Source organism: Micromonospora sp. NPDC005291, from assembly GCF_040607415.1.
Taxonomy (GTDB): Bacteria; Actinomycetota; Actinomycetes; order Mycobacteriales; family Micromonosporaceae; genus Micromonospora.
The window spans coordinates 153,504-168,373 of record NZ_JBEXGR010000007.1 but is presented as its reverse complement, the minus strand read 5'-3'; the positions used below and the strand labels follow the sequence as shown (position 1 = coordinate 168,373).

Below are 14,870 nucleotides of genomic sequence, written 5' to 3'. Positions count from 1 at the left end.
AGGGCACGTTACTCGTTCAGGAAGCCGGAGATGCGGTCCCGCAGGTCGGCGCGGTCCGTCCAGAGGAAGCCGGCCCTGTCGTACACGTGCAGGGTGGCCTGGGGCAGTGCGGCGGCGAGCCGTTCGGCGACCTCGACCGGGTGCAGGTCGTCGCCCGCGCACGCGATCACCAGCGCCGGCGCGGTCACCGCCGCCAGGGGGGCGATGTCACGTAGCGGTGTCTGCTCTGCCAGGGTGGCCAGACCGTCGGCCAGACCATCACGGAGCAGTTGGTCGAGCCGCTGCCTCAGGTAGGCCCAGCCGGCCGGGGTGTTACGGATCGCCGCGGGCAACTCCAGCGAGACGACGTCGGCGACGGCGGAGGCGTCCCCGCTCTCCACCGCCTCCAACAGGTCCGTGGCGCGTTCCCGGGCGACCGGCCCGCGGGGCTCGTCGAGCACCGCCGGCAGGAAGAAGACCAGCTTCTCGAAGCGTTCCGGGCTCTCGACCAACAGCCGGCAGAGGGCGCCCGCGCCGAGGCTCGCCCCGAACGCGCGGCTGGCGCCGCCGAGATCCGCGATCGCACGCAGATCCCGGGCCAGGTCAAGGTAGGTCCACGGCCCGTCCGGGGCGTCGGAGCGGCCATGCCCGCGGAACTGGAAGAACACCTTGCGGCCGGTGACCCCGCTGCCGAACGGGCGGGTGGTGGCGATGCCGTTGCCCAGCCCGTGCGCGAACACCGTGACCGGATCACCGGTGCCGGTGACGAGCCGCTCCAGCCGTACGTCGTGCGGAGTGGCGACCAGCTCGGTCTCCGGCTCCGGCAGCGCCGGTCGGCCGGTACGCGGCCCACCCGGGCCGGGCCCCCAGGTGCGGGGCCCGCTGTCCGGCGGGGGTGGCCAGCGGAAACCTCTCACCAGAACCCTTTACCGTCGCCGAGTTCGCGCAGGCCGACCCGGACGTCGAGCAGATAGATGAGCGCGGCGGCGATGCCGACCAGTCCGAAGAGGCTGATCGGACCGAAGCCGAGCAGGGTGAGCACGAGGCAGACCGCCAGGATGGCGATCCAGCCACCCTTGGGCAGCGTCCCGATGGCGGGGAAGGCATCGGAGCGCTGCGTGACGGCGTGCACCAGCGCGACACCCTGGATGATCAGCGCGAAGACGAGCAGGATCAGCTCGATCACGTAACGGACTTCGAACGCGAAGATCGGCGCGGCGTTGGCCATGCCGGCAAGCTTATGTCGACGACCCCGGCTACGTCCGACAAGGACGCCGTCGGGGTCGTCGACATTGACGATCTACTCGGCGGCCGGCCGGGTCCGCTTGGTGGCCCGGGGAAGCTTCGCCGACGGGGTCGCGGCCGGCTTGGGAGCCTTCGGCGCACGGGCGGCCTTCTTCACGGCTGCCGGCTTGGCCTCGGCGATCTCGGCCACGTCGGCCGGGGTCGGCACGTCGGCCGGGGCCGCAGCCGGGGTGGTCGGGGTGGTGGCGACGGCCGGGGCGACGGCCGGCGTCACGGCCTGGGTGGCCTCGATGTCGGCGTTGACCGTCTCGGCGGCCTCCAGCACGCCGGCGCCGACGACCCGCTCACCGCGGGCGACCAGCGCGCCGTAAGCGGCGAACGCCCGCTCCTGCGCGGCCTGGGCACCCGCAACGACCACGGCGGCGTTGCGGGTCGCGGCGGCGCGCAGCTTGTCGAGGTCGGTGACCTCGCGCAGCTTGGCCAGGTCGGCTGACTCGCGGAGCTTGGCCAGGTCCAGCTCGGCCTGCGCCCGGCCGCGCAGGGTCTCGGCGGTCTCATTCGCGGTACGCAGCGTCTCGGTGGCCTTCTGACGCAGCTCGAAGCCGGTCAGCACGGCCCGACCACCCAGATCGGCGACGACCCGGGTGCCGAGGACGCCGACGACGGCCGGCAGCTTGCGCAGGTGCTCGAGGGCCAACTCCCCGGCGCCAGCGGCGGCGTAGATCGGGGCGGGGATGCGGTTGGTCTTCGGCTCGCTCATGACGTCTCCTCTTCGGCCGCCTCGGCGGCCTTCCGGACCGCCGGACCGGCGGCCTTCTTCTCGGGGGTGTTGGTGCTGGTGCTGCCCGGGGCGGGGGCGGTGCCCGCCTCGGTGACGGCAACCGACTCGAGTACGGCCTCGGTCGGGGTGCCGCCTGCGGTGGTGGGGCCGGTGGCGGCCAGGTTGGCCACGTCGGCGGGCTGGTCGGCGACGTCCGTCGGGGTGGTCGCCCCGGCCGTGCCTCCGGTGGTCTCCGTGCCGCTGCCCTCAGCGGCGGCCTGGGCCTCGGCCAGCCGGGTGTTCTCCCGGCGGAACGTCTCGTAGATCTGGCTGAGTGACTGTTTCTGGGCCATCGTCAGGTCGGCGTCCACGGCGATGGCGGCGAGCACACCGTGGCCCTCCTTGTCGTCGAGCAGCCCGGCGCGCAGATACATCGCCGGGGTGGAGACCCGCAGCGCGCTCGCCAGTTGCTGGAGCACCTCGGCGCTGGGCTTGCGCAGGCCGCGCTCGATCTGGCTGAGGTACGGGTTGCTGACCCCCGCCTGTTCGGCGAGCTGCCGCAGCGAGATCTTGGCGTTGCGCCGCAGGTCGCGGATGAACCCGCCGACGTCGGGAAGGTCCTTGGGTGTGGCCATGACAGCGACGCTAACCGGCCGCGCTAGCTGTTGCAAGCAAAACGCTAACCATAGTTAGCAAGGTCTCAGCATCCCGTTTGCGTGCCGCTCGTCCGATCCGTACGGTCCGTCCGTGCACAAGATCACAGTCAATGGAGCAAGCATCGCGTACGACGAAGCCGGCAGCGGTTCGCCCGTAGTGCTGCTGCACGCCGGCATCGCCGACCGGCGGATGTGGCGGGCACAGTTGCCTGCGCTCGCCGCTCGACACCGGGTGATCGTCCCGGATCTGCGCGGCTACGGGGACTCGGAGCTGCCCCCGACCCCGTTCACGCACCACGACGACGTAGCCGGGCTGCTGGACGCACTCGACCTGCCCCGAGCCGCCCTGGTCGGCTGTTCCTTCGGTGGGTCGGTCGCCATCGACACCGCGCTGGCCCACCCCGACCGGGTGAGCGCGCTCGCGCTGTTCGGCACGGCGGTCTCCGGCAACGAGTGGTCCGAGGAGGCGAACGACCTCTGGGACGACCTGGTCGGAGAGGTCGACCCCGACGACTTCGTCGCCGGCGCGGCCGGTGAGGTGCGGTTCTGGGTGGTCGGCCCGGGCCGCCAGCCGGGGGATGTCGACCCCGAGCTGGTCGCGTTCGCACAGGCGATGGACCAGCGGGCGCTCGCCGCCGAACTGGCGCTCGGCGCGGTCGAGGTGGGAGAGCTGACACCGCCGGCGATCGGTCGCCTCGGCGAGCTGACGGTGCCCGTCCTGGTCACCGCCGGGGCCGCGGACGTGCCGGACATCAGCCGGCTCGCCGACCGGATCGCCGCCGAGGTGCCCGGCGCGGTACGACTGCCCGACGTGCCGGACGCCGCGCACCTGCTGCCGCTGGAGCGTCCCGACGCGGTCAACGCCGCACTGCTCGACTTCCTGAGCTGACCTCCCTCGCGCGGACGGGCCGGACCCGCGCGGAGGGTGTCGGACGAATGAGCCCTATACCTCAGAGGCATATTTATACCTGTGAGGTATAGCGCTCATCCGCGAGTGGCCGCCCCGACGGTCGGGACCAGCCGGCGCTCACCAGAGCGGGCGAACCGCGCCGACCGGGACGCCGCCGCCGAAGAGCGGCACCTCGGCGTACTCGGCCAGCACCGGGGCGTCCACGCCGAGCCGGCGCAGCGCGGAGACCAGCACCGGCATCCGTGCCCGGTCGGCTCCGTCGTCGATCTTCAGGGCCACCGCGCCGACGCCCGGTAGCCCCACCGCGATCACGCCCTCGGCGCCGACCTTGGCGAGCAGGTCCGGGACGCCGCGCATCAACCGGGTGTCGTCAGCCTGGGTGCCGCCGACAATCTCCGGATGGGCACGCATGGCGTCGGCGACCGCGCGCGGCGCCGAGCCGGGCTCGGCGTCGACCAGCCGGAGGTACGCCCCGGCCAGGCCGGTCAGCGACACCGCGAGCACCGGGGCGCCACAGCCGTCCACCCCCACCGCCGCCGCCGGCTCGTCGGTGAACTCCTCGATTGCCGCCCGCAACTGCTGCTGCAGCGGGTGCTCCGGCCGCCAGTAACCCTCCAGCGGCCAGCCGGCGGCCTCGCAGGTCAGCAGCATCCCGCTGTGCTTGCCGGAGCAGTTCATCTGCACCCGGGTGGGGCCGCCACCGGCGCGCAGCACCGCCTCTCGGGCCGCAGCGCCCACCGGCAGGTCGGGCGGGCAGTGCAGCGCCGAGGAGTCCAGCCCTGCGCGCTCCAGGAGCGCACCCACCCGGGCCAGGTGGAAGGCCTCACCCGCATGACTGGCGGAGACCAACGCCAGGTCGGCCGGGTCGGTCAGCGACAGGCCGGCGCGGAGCATCCCGATCGCCTGCATCGGCTTGCTGGCCGAGCGGGGAAAGATCGATGCGGTCACATCCCCGGCGGCGGCCACCAGCACCCCGGCGGCGTTCAGCACCACCACCGAGCCGCGGTGTGCACCCTCCACGAACCCGGACCGGACCACCTCGGCGAGCGGCACGCCGCCCTCGTACGTCTTCGTCACGCGCTGGACGGTACCGACGGTCCTGGGGTGCGCGGCGGCGGGGTGACCAGGCGGTCCACCGCCCGGGTGACAGGGGCGCGGGACGGGCCCGGCCTTACAACCCGAGCAGCGCGCGGGCCTCGGCGGTGGTCAGCGGCGGGCGCTGAGCGAGCTGAGCGAACCCGACCGCGCGGGCGACCAGCTGCATGTTGGACTCCACCGGGCGGCCCTTCGCGTACGTCACGGTGTCTTCCATGCCGACCCGCAGGTGACCGCCGGTCGACAGCGAGGCCAGCATGACCGGGATGGTGCTGCGGCCGATGCCGGTGGCCGCGAAGGTGGTGCCCTCCGGCAGGTCACTCAGCATGCGGTGTGCCGCGACCAGCGTCTCGGTGGTGCCCGGCATACCGCCCGGCACACCCATCACGAAGTCGACGTGCACGTGCCCCCCGGCCGGGAGCCCGTACTTGCCGAGCAACCGCTGCAACGCGGCCAGGTGGCCGAGGTCGAAGATCTCGTACTCCGGCACGATCCCGCGTTCCTGCATCCGGGTGTGCAGGTCGACGATGAACTCCCAGCGGTTGAGGAAGACATCGTCGCCGAAGTTGACCGTGCCCATGGTGCACGAGGCCATGTCCGGCCGGGCGTCGAGCACGGCGAGCCGGGAGGCCTCCGGGTCGGTCACCGCGCCGCCGGAGGAGAGCTGCACGATCAGGTCGGTGCCCTCCCGCAGCGCCGCCACCGTGTCGGCCAGGCGCACCGGGTCGAGGGTCGGCCGCGCCGCGTCGTCGCGGATGTGGACGTGGATCACGGCGGCACCGAGCGCCTCGCACTCCTTGGCGGTGAGCAGCAGCTCATCGAGCGTCACCGGCAGCGCCGGCACCTCCGCCTTGGCCGACTCCGCGCCGGTCGGGGCCACCGTGATCAACGTTCCAGTCGTCATGCCGGCGATCCTAGACGGCCCGCTCAGGACGGGTCGATCGCCGCTGCGGTCTCGCCGATCATCAGCACGGCGTCGTCCGGAACATTCCGCTTCAGCACCGCGAGGGCGATCTGGCCCAGCTCGTGGTGCAGCACGGCGGTGCCGACGAAGCCCACCGCCCGACCCTCGCGGGTAACCGGCGTACCGGCCGTCGGCGGCTGATCGGTGGTCACGCCATCCAGGTGCAGCAGCACCAGGCGACGCGGCGGCCGGCCCATGTTGTGCACCCGGGCCACCGTCTCCTGCCCCCGGTAGCAACCCTTGTCGAGGTGTACCGCCGGGGCGATCAGGTCGACCTCGGCCGGAATGGTCCGGTGGTCGGTGTCCACCCCGACCCGGGGCTGCCGCGCCGCCACCCGGATCGCCTCGTACGCCCAGAGCCCGGCGACCGGCACGCCAGCGCCGCGCAGCTCCGCCACCACCTGCTCCATCGCCGACCGGGGCACCAGCAGGTCCACCCCGAGCGGGCCGCGTCGGGCCCAGCCGCCGATCGGCAGCGGTCGTACGTCGTACCGAACGCTCGCCCGGGGTGGCACAGCGCCGTGGGCGAACTTCGGGCCCGGCACCGCGACCAGGTCCGGTGCGGCGAGCCCGGTCACGCCGAGCGTGCCCAGCGCCTCCGTCGCCGCCGGCCCGACCAGCGACAGCAGCGCCCGCTCGGCGGTCGCGTCGCGCGGGTCGACCTTGCTGAAGAACCGCATCTTCTGCAGGTACGCGAGCAGGCCCTCGGTCGCCCCCGGCTCGGTGTCCAGCCAGGCGGTCTCGCCGTCCTCCGCGACCAGGGCGTGCTGCTCGACGTGACCGTGGGGGGACAGCACCAGCAGCTCGGTGCCCTCACCGGCCGCCAGCGTCGTCAGGTGCTGCGAGGTGACCGTGTGCAGCCAACCGGCCCGCTCTTCCCCGGGCACCGCGATGACCCCCCGGTGCGACCGGTCGACCAGGCCGACCTCGGTGTCGAGAGTGCGCTGCTCGCGCAGCGGATCGCCGTAGTGCGCGGCCACCCCTCGCACCCCCGCCGCGACGTGCGCCGGATCCGGTTGGTCGCGGCTGGCCTCGTCGATGCCCTCGACGGCCACCGCACCCGCGATGTCGATCATTTGTCGTCCCCGTTCTCGCAGCGTACGCAGACGCCGAAGAGTGACACGTGCCCGATATCCACCCGGAACCCCCGCTGCGCGGCCAACTGGTCGGCGAGCGGGCGGAGCAGCTCCGGATCGATCTCGTCGATCGCGCCGCACTCCCGGCAGACCAGGTGGACGTGTTGGTGCTCGCCGGCCGCGTGATAGGTCGGTGAGCCGTGCGACAGGTGCGTGTGGGTGACCAGACCGAGCCGTTCCAGCAGCTCAAGCGTGCGATAGATGGTGGTGATGTTGACGCCGGCGGCGATCTCCCGCACGGCGTTGTGCACCTGCTCCGGGCTGGCATGCCCCAGATCGAGCACCGCCTGGAGGACAAGCTGCCGCTGGGCCGTCAGCCGCAGCCCACGGGCCCGCAGCATTTCCGCGAGGGAGGATTCGGACACCGTCCGATCATAGTTCGGCCGCCGCACCGGTCACCGCACCGCAACCGACCGCCGCTACGCTCGACGGTCATGGTGATGTCGTCCGTCGGAAAGGTCGCGGCCGATCCGACCGCGCGGATCGTCGTGCTCGGGCGCGGCCCGGTGCCGGCCGGCGACCCGGTGCTCCGCGGTGACGACCTCGGCGTACTACGCGGCGACGGCCTCTTCGAAACCATGCACCTGCGTCAGGGGCAGCCGTGGCTACGCGACGAGCACCTGACCCGGCTGGCCGCCTCGGCCGCCGCCGTCGACCTGGCCCTACCGCCCACCGCCGCGCTGATCGACCTGCTGGACACCGTGCGCGCGGGCTGGCCGGAGCAGGTGGAGGGGGCGCTGCGGCTGGTGTGCACGCGGGGGCCCGAGGTGGGCGGCCCGCCGACCGTCTACGCCACGCTGACCGAGGTGGCCGCTCGGTCCAGGGCGGCCCGCCGGGACGGGATCAGCGTGGCGACCCTGCCGCTGGGGGTGCCCGCCGACGCCCGCAACGGGCTGAGCTGGCTGCCGGCCGGGATCAAATCCACGTCGTACGCGGTCAACAGCGCCGCCCGCCGCTGGGCCGACCGGGCCGGGGTGGACGACGTCCTCTGGATCTCCTCCGACAGTTACGCGCTGGAGGGCCCCACGGCCAATGTGGTGTGGCTCACCGGCGACACGCTCTGCACGGTGCCGGCCGCCACCACCGGCATCCTCGCGGGCACGACCGTGGCCTGGCTGCTCGCCCACGCCGCCGAGCTGGGCCTGAGCGCAGCCGAGCGGATGGTCACCACGGCCGAACTGCACGCGGCGGACGGCGTGTGGTTCACCTCGTCGGTACGCGGGGCTGCCGAGGTCCACACGCTGGACGGGGTGCGTCGGGCTCGCTGCCCGCGCACCCCCGCCCTGCACGCCCTGCTGGGTTTCCCCGTCTAGTCAGCCGCCGACCCGGATGAGCCGGGCGGAGAGGTGCGCGCTGAGCGCGTGCCCCATGGCGGCCATCTCCTGCGCGTAGAGCAGCGCACCCTCGACGATGCCGAAGAGCCGGTGCCCGCCGGTGACCTCCTTGGCGGTCGGCGTCCGGACCACCGCGTCGGTGCCGAACTCGACCTGAGTGCCGGTGCGCTTGCCCAGGTGCAGCTCCATGATCCCGGTCGGGGTGGTCAGCAACGCCTCCAGCTCATCGGTTGCCCGCCCGTCCACCAGCACCGGCCGCCACCAGCCGACCTCGCGACCGGCCGGACGGACCGGCTTGCTCTGCTCGTCCAGGATCCAGGCACGGGACTCGTAGTGCAGGAACGGTCGACCGTCGTGGCTGATCCGGATTTCCTGGGCGTAGTCGAAGTCCTCGATGGTGGGGAAGCCACCCTTGCCCCGGCCGCGCCACAGGCCGACGTAGGGCAGCAGGCCATCCAGCGCCGGGTGCAGCTTCGGCCCGACCCGCAGGTCGTGACTCTCCTCGAACGGGTACTCCTCGACCGGCGGCGCGTTCAGCCACGGCGGCTGCAACGGGTTCTCCTCGCTCACGCTGCCACCTTCGTTCGCGACTGCGGGGCTCGCAAACCCGGCTCACTCCTCGCGCTCACCAACGTCCTCTCGAAATGCGTACAGCCAGGTAGACCAGGCCACCGGCGAGCCCGCCCAGGCCAGCGACCAGCAGGCTGACAAACCCGATCTCGGTAACCATCCCGACCATCCTATGCTGGGCCACATGGCCCGCACTCTCGTCGTCAAGGTCACCGCTGGGGCGGACGCCCCGGAGCGGTGCGCGCAGGCATTCACGGTCGCCGCGACGGCGATCGCGGCCGGAGTGGACGTGTCGCTCTGGCTGACCGGTGAGGCGACCTGGTTCGCGCTGCCCGGTCGCGCCCAGCAGTTCGAGTTGCCGCACTCCGCACCGCTGGCCGAGTTGCTACACATCATCCTGACCAGTGGTCGGGTGACCGCCTGCACCCAGTGCGCGGCCCGACGGGAGATCGGCCCGGACGACGTACTGCCCGGGGTCCGGATCGCGGGTGCCGCGGTCTTCGTCGAGGAGGCATTGGCCGAGGGCGCGCAGGCACTGGTCTACTGACCCGCCGGTGCGGCGGGTCGAGACGGGCGGAGTGCCGATACCGACCCGACATCCCGGACGGCTGCCTACGATTCGGATGTGACCGAGACGGCGGAGAGGTTCTTCGAATCACTGCCATCGCGCGCCCATGATGTCCTGGGCGGCCTGGCCGACGGGACCCTCCAGATCGACCTCGGCACCGACCATCGGACCGAGCACTGGCTGGTCCGCATGCGGCCCGGGTCGGTGCGGATCAGCCGCGACCGCGGGCCGGCCGACGCCATCTGGTACAGCAGCGCGGCCCTCTTCGACCGACTGGTCAAGGGCGAGGCTCAAGGTGTCGCGGCGGTGCTGCGCAACGAGAGCACGTTCAGCGGCAACGTGGTGCTCTTCCTCGCCTTCCGCCGGTTCTTCCCGGACCCGCCCGGCACCCGCGACCCCCGCGACGTGGCCCGCCGGGCAGCCGGGCGGCTGACGTGAGGGATCTCGTCAGCATTCTGGACGGCAACACCTTCCTGGTCAGTGACAAACGAGGGGACATCGAGCCGTCCTACGACTTTCCCACCGGGTTGTTCTCCTTCGACACCCGATTCCTGTCCAAGTGGGTGCTCACCCTGGACGGCGAGCGGCTGCACGCCCTCTCCATCGACGACGCCGAGTCGTACCGGACCAAGTTCTTCCTTGCCCCCGGTGAACCCACCCACTATCTGGACGCGAAGGCATCGGTGATCCGTAGCCGGGCGATCGTCGGCAGCTTCGAGGAGGACCTGACCGTCCTGAACCACACCGGTGCGGAGGTCGAATTCACCGTCCGCCTCGACATCGGGGCCGACTTCGCCGACCTGTTCGAGATCAAGCACTCCCGGCAGAAACAGGGTCGGACGACGGTCACGGTCTCCGAGAACGAGCTGCGGCTGAGCTACCGGCGGGAGGCGTTCCACCGGGAGACGCTGGTCAGCACCAGTGCGCCGGCGCAGGTCGACGCCGCCGGGATGACCTTCCGGATCCGGATAGCCCGCAACAGCAAGTGGACCACCCGGCTGCACGTGTCCAGCGTCGTCTACGGGGCGCGGGGCGAGGACATCCGGGCCACCCTCCCGTACGGCGGCAGCCGCAGCGCCGACGCCATCCGCGCCGAGCAGCAGGAGCTGATCGACCGGGCACCGAAGCTCGGCTGCGACTGCGAGCCGCTGGCCGGGGCGTACCGGCGCAGCCTCGACGACCTGGCCGCTCTGCGCTACGAGTCGATCGCCCTGGGCGTGCGGCTGATCGCCGCCGGGCTGCCCTGGTTCATGACTCTGTTCGGCCGGGACAGCATCATCACCTCGTTGCAGGTGCTGCCGTTTCTGCCGGAGCTGATCCCGCCGACCATCCTGATGCTGGCCGGACTGCAGGGGCACCGGGTGGACGACTTCCGGGACGAGGAGCCCGGCAAGATCCTGCACGAGCTGCGGTACGGAGAGACCGCCGGCTTCGAGGAGCAGCCGCACTCGCCGTACTACGGGTCGGCCGACTCGACGCCACTCTTCATCATCCTGATCGACGAGTACGAGCGCTGGACGGGCGACGCCGCGCTGGTCCGTCGGCTGGAGCCGCATGTCCGCGCGGCGTTGCAGTGGATCGACACCTACGGTGACCTGCTCGGCACCGGCTACCTCTGGTACCAGACCCGCAACCCGGACAGCGGTCTGCAGAACCAGTGCTGGAAGGACTCCTGGGACGCCATCTCGTACTCCGACGGCCAGATGCCCAGCTTCCCCCGGGCGACCTGCGAGCTGCAGGGCTACGCGTACGACGCGAAGATGCGGGCCGCCCGGCTGGCCCGGACCTTCTGGAACGACCCGGAGTACGCCGACAAGCTGGAGCGGGAGGCCGCCGAACTGAAGCGGCGATTCGACCGCGACTTCTGGATCGCCGACCGTGAGTACTACGCGCTCGCGCTGGACGCCGACGGCCGGCAGGTGGACGCGCTGACCTCGAACATCGGGCACCTGCTGTGGAGCGGCATCGTGGACGAGTCCCGCGCCGGCAAGGTCGTCGAGCACCTGCTCGGGCCACGCCTGTTCTCCGGATGGGGGGTGCGGACGCTCGCCGAGGACGAGGGGCGGTACAACCCGATCGGGTACCACGTGGGCACCGTGTGGCCGTTCGACAACTCGATCATCGCCTGGGGGTTGTGGCGGTACGGCTTCCGGGACGAAGCCGGGCTGATCTGCGACACGATGCTGGCGGCGTCCCGATACTTCGACGGGCGGCTGCCGGAGGCGTTCGCCGGCTACGCCCGTGACCTCACCGGCTACCCGGTGGAGTACCCGACCGCGTGCAGCCCGCAGGCCTGGTCGACCGGCACCCCGCTACTGCTGCTGCGGGTCATGCTGGGGTTGGAGCCGCAGGGCGAACACCTCATCATCGACCCGGCCGTGCCACCGGGCATGGGCCGGGTCGAGCTGCTGGACATCCCCGGTCGGTGGGGCATGGTCGACGCGTTGGGCCGCAGCCGTGGCCCACAGGATGAACCGGACGGCGGCTGACCCGAGTGGGATACCCGGCTCAACCCGGGCAGCCGACGGTGGCGGCCAGTCGGGTGGCGTCCGGGCTGAGCTCGGCCAGCACCGTGACCGGGCCGGTGCGGTACGCGTACACCGGAGGACTGTCCAGTAGCGGGGCGGCGCCGGCCAGCGGGGCGAGCGCGGCCACCGAGGGCGCCGGGCCGGGACCATCCGCGGACCGCGCGGTGCGGGCCAGCCCGCCGCCTGGGCAGGCCACGGTGACCAACTCGGGCGCGGCGTCGCTCGGGCGGCCGAGCGACCGCAGCGCGGCGGTCAGGGCGGCGGCCTCCGGGCCGGCCGCGGTGGCCGGTGCCGGGGTGTAGCCGGAGCCGAGCGGGCGACACCCCGTGTCGACGATCAACCGCGCCCGACCGTCCACGGTCGGCCTTCCCTCGACGGCGACGAACTCTCCGGCGTCGGCGCGCAGCACAGGGCCGTTCAGCCCGGACCCGACCTCGGCCCGCCAACTGGCCGGCAGCCGCTCGGCGATGCCCGCCAGCACGGCACGCTCGGTGCCGGTGGGCGCGAGCACGCCGACCTCGCGGCGGAGCCTCGCGCCGTCGGCGAGCGGGGTGACCCGGCAGCCCGACGCGATCCGCGCGGGCCCCAGCTCCAGCAGCCCGGTCGCACCGGCCGCCCGGGCCAGCTCGCCAACGGCCCGGTCGACCACCGGGCCTGCCTGGTCGAGGGAACGCTGTTCGCGCACGGTCGGCGGGTCGTCGCGGACCGATGTCCAGGTGAGCACGCCCAGCAACACGGCCCAGGCCGCGGTCGCGGCCAGCAGCCAACGCCGCCACGACCGGGCGGGTGCCGGCGCGTCGGGACCGGTCGACGGGGCCACGCCCGTCCGGACAGCTCCGCTCACCCGGTCATGGTGTCACGGGCGGTCTGCCCGCCCGGCGGCGGAGGCGGCGTCCAGGAGCTGGGCGGTGGCCCGCGGTCAGCAGGGCCGGGGCGGAGGGTCGAGCCGATAGCCGACCCCCCGCACGGTGTGCACCCGCGGTCCTCCCGGCAGACCCTGCAGCCTGCGCCGGAGCCGCTTGATGGTGGAGTGCAGGATCGCGGTGTCCGCGCCGCCGAGGACCGAGGCGCAGAGCTGTTCATAGCTCCACACCACCAGTGGCGGGCCGATCAGTCGGCCGAGCAACTCCCGCTCGGTTCCGGTGAGCGGGAGCGGGTCTCCGCGCCAGGTGACGAGGCGCCCGGCCCGGTCGACGACCAACTCACCCCAGCTGACCGGCCCCTGCGGCGCCGCCGGTGAGGTGACCGGTCCGACGGCCGGCGTCGAGCCACCCGGCGACGGGAACAGCATCGCCCGCAGCTGGGTCAGGTCGGCGCAGCTCACCACCGAGCCGACTCCATCGAGCTGGCGCAGCACCCGCTCACGCACCGAGACATCCGCGCTGACGCAGACGACGATCGGGACCTCTTCACCGGACACGCCATCTCCACCCGTGATTATCACCCGTAGATAGTGACGCATGCCGATGTGTTTCGGAGCCCTGCCCTCGATCAGAATGACAGATCGTGACTGATCGGATGCAGACGGTTACCCAGCTCCCGGAACAAGGGAAACGACCGGGGCCGACCACCCAGGAGGGTGACCGGCCCCGGTCGATCAGAGCAGTGGGTCAGGCGACGGTGACGGCAACCTCGTTGATGCCCCGGCCAGCGGTGACGGCGGTGTCGCCGTTGCCGTGCCGGGACAGCGCCCGCAGCGTCCAGGAACCCGGCGCGGCGAAGAACCGGAACTGGCCGGCTGCCGAGGTGACCACCTCGGCGGTGAACTCACCGGTCGAGTCGAGCAGCCGGACGTACGCGCCCGGCACGGGCTCGTCCTCAGCGGAGCTGACGATGCCGGTGATCACGGTTTCCTTCTCCAGGTCCAGGCTGGCCGGCAGCGGCGCGGCCTGGTCGGGTGCGGCGCAGCCCGCGGCGGTGGGAGCGGTCATGGTCACACCTCCCCCGGCTCGTCACCGAGCGCGACCGGCACGCCGACCAGCGAGCCGTACTCGGTCCAGGAACCGTCGTAGTTCTTGACGTTGCGGTGGCCCAGCAGCTCCTGCAGCACGAACCAGGTGTGCGAGGAGCGCTCACCGATGCGGCAGTAGGCGATGGTCTCCTTGCCGTCGTCGAGCCCCGCGTCGCCGTAGATCCTGCGCAGCTCGTCGTCGGAGCGGAAGGTGCCGTCCTCGTTGGCCGCCTTCGACCACGGGACGCTGATGGCGGTGGGGATGTGCCCGGCCCGCTGCGCCTGCTCCTGCGGCAGGTGAGCGGGGGCGAGCAGCCGGCCGGCGAACTCGTCGGGGCTGCGCACGTCGACCAGGTTCTTGGTGCCGATCGCGGCGACGACCTCGTCACGGAAGGCCCGGATGGAGGTGTCCGGCTCCTGCGCGACGTACTGCGTCGCCGGGCGGGCCACCGTCTCGGTGACCAACGGACGGGCATCCAGCTCCCACTTCTTGCGACCGCCGTCGAGCAGCTTCACGTCGCCGTGGCCGTAGAGCTTGAAGTACCAGTAGGCGTACGCGGCGAACCAGTTGTTGTTGCCGCCATAGAGGATGACGGTGTCGTCGTTGCTGATGCCCCGCCCGGAGAGCAACGCCTCGAACTGGGTCTTGTTGACGAAGTCCCGGCGCACCTGGTCCTGCAGGTCGGTCTTCCAGTCAATCTTGATGGCGCCGGCGATGTGGCCGGTGTCGTAGGCCGAGGTGTCCTCGTCGACCTCGACGAAGACGACGCCCGGGGCGTCGAGGTTCTTCTCGGCCCACTCGGCCGAAACGAGTGCGGTGTCGCGACTCATCGAATCACTCCCTGGTGAGGATGGATGGTGAGCCAACGCGCGAGTATCGATGGGTGTAACTGTCGCACCACGCGCGGGACCCAGCGGAAGGACGGGATCACGGGTTCGTGCGACGGCGCCGCTGCCGGGCGTTCGGTGGGATCACCGGAGGGTGTGAGAACCCTGTGCCGGTGGCCGCCGTCAGGCGGCCGGAGACAGCCCCGCCGTCAGATGACGGGGCGACACAGGCAGGTGGCCACGCGGCACAGGTCGACCGCGCGCCGTTTGGTGAGGTGGGTCCCCATGGTCAGCGAGCCTACCAGTCAGTGACCGTGCTGCCACTGAACCGACCACCATCCGGGAA

General features: G+C 72.1%; 20 protein-coding genes. 5 read left to right on the top strand and 15 right to left on the bottom strand.

Annotated features, from left to right (window positions below):
• Window positions 1-8: 8 nt before the first annotated feature.
• The 4 genes from ABZT18_RS13090 to ABZT18_RS13075 form a co-directional block, all read right to left on the bottom strand.
• Window positions 9-896, bottom strand: a complete 888-nt coding sequence (locus ABZT18_RS13090; protein WP_354994433.1) for an alpha/beta hydrolase — start codon at window positions 894-896, stop codon at window positions 9-11.
• Window positions 893-1,207, bottom strand: a complete 315-nt coding sequence (locus ABZT18_RS13085; protein WP_354994434.1) for a DUF2516 family protein — start codon at window positions 1,205-1,207, stop codon at window positions 893-895. The genes ABZT18_RS13090 and ABZT18_RS13085 overlap by 4 nt, the downstream gene beginning before the upstream one ends.
• 72 nt (window positions 1,208-1,279) lie before the next feature.
• Window positions 1,280-1,984, bottom strand: a complete 705-nt coding sequence (locus ABZT18_RS13080) for a hypothetical protein (RefSeq protein WP_354994435.1) — start codon at window positions 1,982-1,984, stop codon at window positions 1,280-1,282.
• The gene (locus ABZT18_RS13075; protein WP_354994436.1) at window positions 1,981-2,619 is read right to left on the bottom strand and encodes a helix-turn-helix transcriptional regulator; all 639 of its coding nucleotides are present in this window, start codon (window positions 2,617-2,619) and stop codon (window positions 1,981-1,983) included. Before ABZT18_RS13075 ends, ABZT18_RS13080 begins: the two co-directional genes overlap by 4 nt.
• 112 nt (window positions 2,620-2,731) lie before the next feature.
• On the opposite strand from ABZT18_RS13075, the gene ABZT18_RS13070 reads away from it, so the two are divergent.
• A complete protein-coding gene (locus ABZT18_RS13070; RefSeq protein ID WP_354994437.1) occupies window positions 2,732-3,529 on the top strand; it encodes an alpha/beta hydrolase in 798 nt (265 codons plus the stop codon).
• A gap of 138 nt (window positions 3,530-3,667) precedes the next feature.
• Here ABZT18_RS13070 and ABZT18_RS13065 read toward each other — a convergent pair whose 3' ends face one another.
• The 4 genes from ABZT18_RS13065 to ABZT18_RS13050 all read right to left on the bottom strand — a co-directional run bounded on the left by ABZT18_RS13065 (window position 3,668) and on the right by ABZT18_RS13050 (window position 7,110).
• Window positions 3,668-4,627: an asparaginase gene (locus ABZT18_RS13065; protein WP_354994438.1), complete on the bottom strand. Its 960-nt coding sequence runs from the start codon at window positions 4,625-4,627 to the stop codon at window positions 3,668-3,670.
• Between the two features lie 94 nt (window positions 4,628-4,721).
• Window positions 4,722-5,549, bottom strand: coding sequence for a 3-keto-5-aminohexanoate cleavage protein (locus ABZT18_RS13060; RefSeq protein WP_354994439.1), 828 nt, complete (start codon window positions 5,547-5,549; stop codon window positions 4,722-4,724).
• 23 nt (window positions 5,550-5,572) lie between these two features.
• The gene (locus tag ABZT18_RS13055) at window positions 5,573-6,685 is read right to left on the bottom strand and encodes a folate-binding protein (RefSeq protein ID WP_354994440.1); all 1,113 of its coding nucleotides are present in this window, start codon (window positions 6,683-6,685) and stop codon (window positions 5,573-5,575) included.
• Window positions 6,682-7,110: a Fur family transcriptional regulator gene (locus ABZT18_RS13050; RefSeq protein ID WP_354994441.1), complete on the bottom strand. Its 429-nt coding sequence runs from the start codon at window positions 7,108-7,110 to the stop codon at window positions 6,682-6,684. The genes ABZT18_RS13055 and ABZT18_RS13050 overlap by 4 nt, the downstream gene beginning before the upstream one ends.
• Window positions 7,111-7,185: 75 nt before the next feature.
• Between ABZT18_RS13050 and ABZT18_RS13045 the strand changes: the two genes are divergently transcribed.
• Window positions 7,186-8,058 carry an aminotransferase class IV gene (locus ABZT18_RS13045; protein WP_355251404.1) on the top strand — a complete coding sequence of 291 codons (873 nt, stop codon included), beginning with the start codon at window positions 7,186-7,188 and terminating at the stop codon, window positions 8,056-8,058.
• Here ABZT18_RS13045 and ABZT18_RS13040 read toward each other — a convergent pair whose 3' ends face one another.
• Complete coding sequence (locus tag ABZT18_RS13040) at window positions 8,059-8,649, bottom strand: FABP family protein (protein WP_354994443.1); 591 nt, start codon at window positions 8,647-8,649, stop codon at window positions 8,059-8,061.
• Between the two features lie 55 nt (window positions 8,650-8,704).
• Window positions 8,705-8,809, bottom strand: coding sequence for a small membrane protein MtfM (gene mtfM / locus ABZT18_RS13035; protein WP_030327764.1), 105 nt, complete (start codon window positions 8,807-8,809; stop codon window positions 8,705-8,707).
• A 12-nt stretch (window positions 8,810-8,821) separates the two neighbouring features.
• Between mtfM and ABZT18_RS13030 the strand changes: the two genes are divergently transcribed.
• The 3 genes from ABZT18_RS13030 (at window position 8,822) to ABZT18_RS13020 (ending at window position 11,706) form a co-directional block, all read left to right on the top strand.
• Window positions 8,822-9,196, top strand: coding sequence for a DsrE family protein (locus ABZT18_RS13030; RefSeq protein ID WP_354994444.1), 375 nt, complete (start codon window positions 8,822-8,824; stop codon window positions 9,194-9,196).
• Window positions 9,197-9,274: 78 nt separating this feature from the next.
• Window positions 9,275-9,655: an SCP2 sterol-binding domain-containing protein gene (locus ABZT18_RS13025; protein WP_355251401.1), complete on the top strand. Its 381-nt coding sequence runs from the start codon at window positions 9,275-9,277 to the stop codon at window positions 9,653-9,655.
• Complete coding sequence (locus ABZT18_RS13020; protein WP_355251398.1) at window positions 9,652-11,706, top strand: glycogen debranching N-terminal domain-containing protein; 2,055 nt, start codon at window positions 9,652-9,654, stop codon at window positions 11,704-11,706. The genes ABZT18_RS13025 and ABZT18_RS13020 overlap by 4 nt, the downstream gene beginning before the upstream one ends.
• A 19-nt stretch (window positions 11,707-11,725) precedes the next feature.
• Here ABZT18_RS13020 and ABZT18_RS13015 read toward each other — a convergent pair whose 3' ends face one another.
• The 5 genes from ABZT18_RS13015 to ABZT18_RS12995 form a co-directional block, all read right to left on the bottom strand.
• Complete coding sequence (locus ABZT18_RS13015) at window positions 11,726-12,589, bottom strand: hypothetical protein (protein WP_354994447.1); 864 nt, start codon at window positions 12,587-12,589, stop codon at window positions 11,726-11,728.
• 75 nt (window positions 12,590-12,664) lie between these two features.
• Complete coding sequence (locus ABZT18_RS13010) at window positions 12,665-13,165, bottom strand: winged helix-turn-helix domain-containing protein (RefSeq protein WP_354994448.1); 501 nt, start codon at window positions 13,163-13,165, stop codon at window positions 12,665-12,667.
• Between the two features lie 190 nt (window positions 13,166-13,355).
• Entirely contained in the window at window positions 13,356-13,676 is a 321-nt protein-coding gene (locus ABZT18_RS13005; protein ID WP_354994449.1) for a DUF1416 domain-containing protein, read from the bottom strand.
• Window positions 13,677-13,678: 2 nt separating this feature from the next.
• The gene (locus ABZT18_RS13000; RefSeq protein ID WP_354994450.1) at window positions 13,679-14,527 is read right to left on the bottom strand and encodes a sulfurtransferase; all 849 of its coding nucleotides are present in this window, start codon (window positions 14,525-14,527) and stop codon (window positions 13,679-13,681) included.
• A 206-nt stretch (window positions 14,528-14,733) separates the two neighbouring features.
• Entirely contained in the window at window positions 14,734-14,811 is a 78-nt protein-coding gene (locus ABZT18_RS12995; protein ID WP_310503780.1) for an Ms5788A family Cys-rich leader peptide, read from the bottom strand.
• Window positions 14,812-14,870 lie beyond the last annotated feature (59 nt).

What these genes read in the sequence shown, in the direction of transcription:
- ABZT18_RS13085 (WP_354994434.1), bottom strand. Translation starts at nt 1,207, where the DNA reads ATGGCCAACGCCGCGCCGATCTTCGCGTTCGAAGTCCGTTACGTGATC.
- ABZT18_RS13080 (WP_354994435.1), bottom strand. Translation starts at nt 1,984, where the DNA reads ATGAGCGAGCCGAAGACCAACCGCATCCCCGCCCCGATCTACGCCGCC.
- ABZT18_RS13075 (WP_354994436.1), bottom strand. Translation starts at nt 2,619, where the DNA reads ATGGCCACACCCAAGGACCTTCCCGACGTCGGCGGGTTCATCCGCGAC.
- ABZT18_RS13060 (WP_354994439.1), bottom strand. Translation starts at nt 5,549, where the DNA reads ATGACGACTGGAACGTTGATCACGGTGGCCCCGACCGGCGCGGAGTCG.
- ABZT18_RS13055 (WP_354994440.1), bottom strand. Translation starts at nt 6,685, where the DNA reads ATGATCGACATCGCGGGTGCGGTGGCCGTCGAGGGCATCGACGAGGCC.
- ABZT18_RS13045 (WP_355251404.1), top strand. Translation starts at nt 7,186, where the DNA reads ATGTCGTCCGTCGGAAAGGTCGCGGCCGATCCGACCGCGCGGATCGTC.
- mtfM (WP_030327764.1), bottom strand. Translation starts at nt 8,809, where the DNA reads ATGGTTACCGAGATCGGGTTTGTCAGCCTGCTGGTCGCTGGCCTGGGC.
- ABZT18_RS13030 (WP_354994444.1), top strand. Translation starts at nt 8,822, where the DNA reads ATGCTGGGCCACATGGCCCGCACTCTCGTCGTCAAGGTCACCGCTGGG.
- ABZT18_RS13005 (WP_354994449.1), bottom strand. Translation starts at nt 13,676, where the DNA reads ATGACCGCTCCCACCGCCGCGGGCTGCGCCGCACCCGACCAGGCCGCG.
- ABZT18_RS13000 (WP_354994450.1), bottom strand. Translation starts at nt 14,527, where the DNA reads ATGAGTCGCGACACCGCACTCGTTTCGGCCGAGTGGGCCGAGAAGAAC.
- ABZT18_RS12995 (WP_310503780.1), bottom strand. Translation starts at nt 14,811, where the DNA reads ATGGGGACCCACCTCACCAAACGGCGCGCGGTCGACCTGTGCCGCGTG.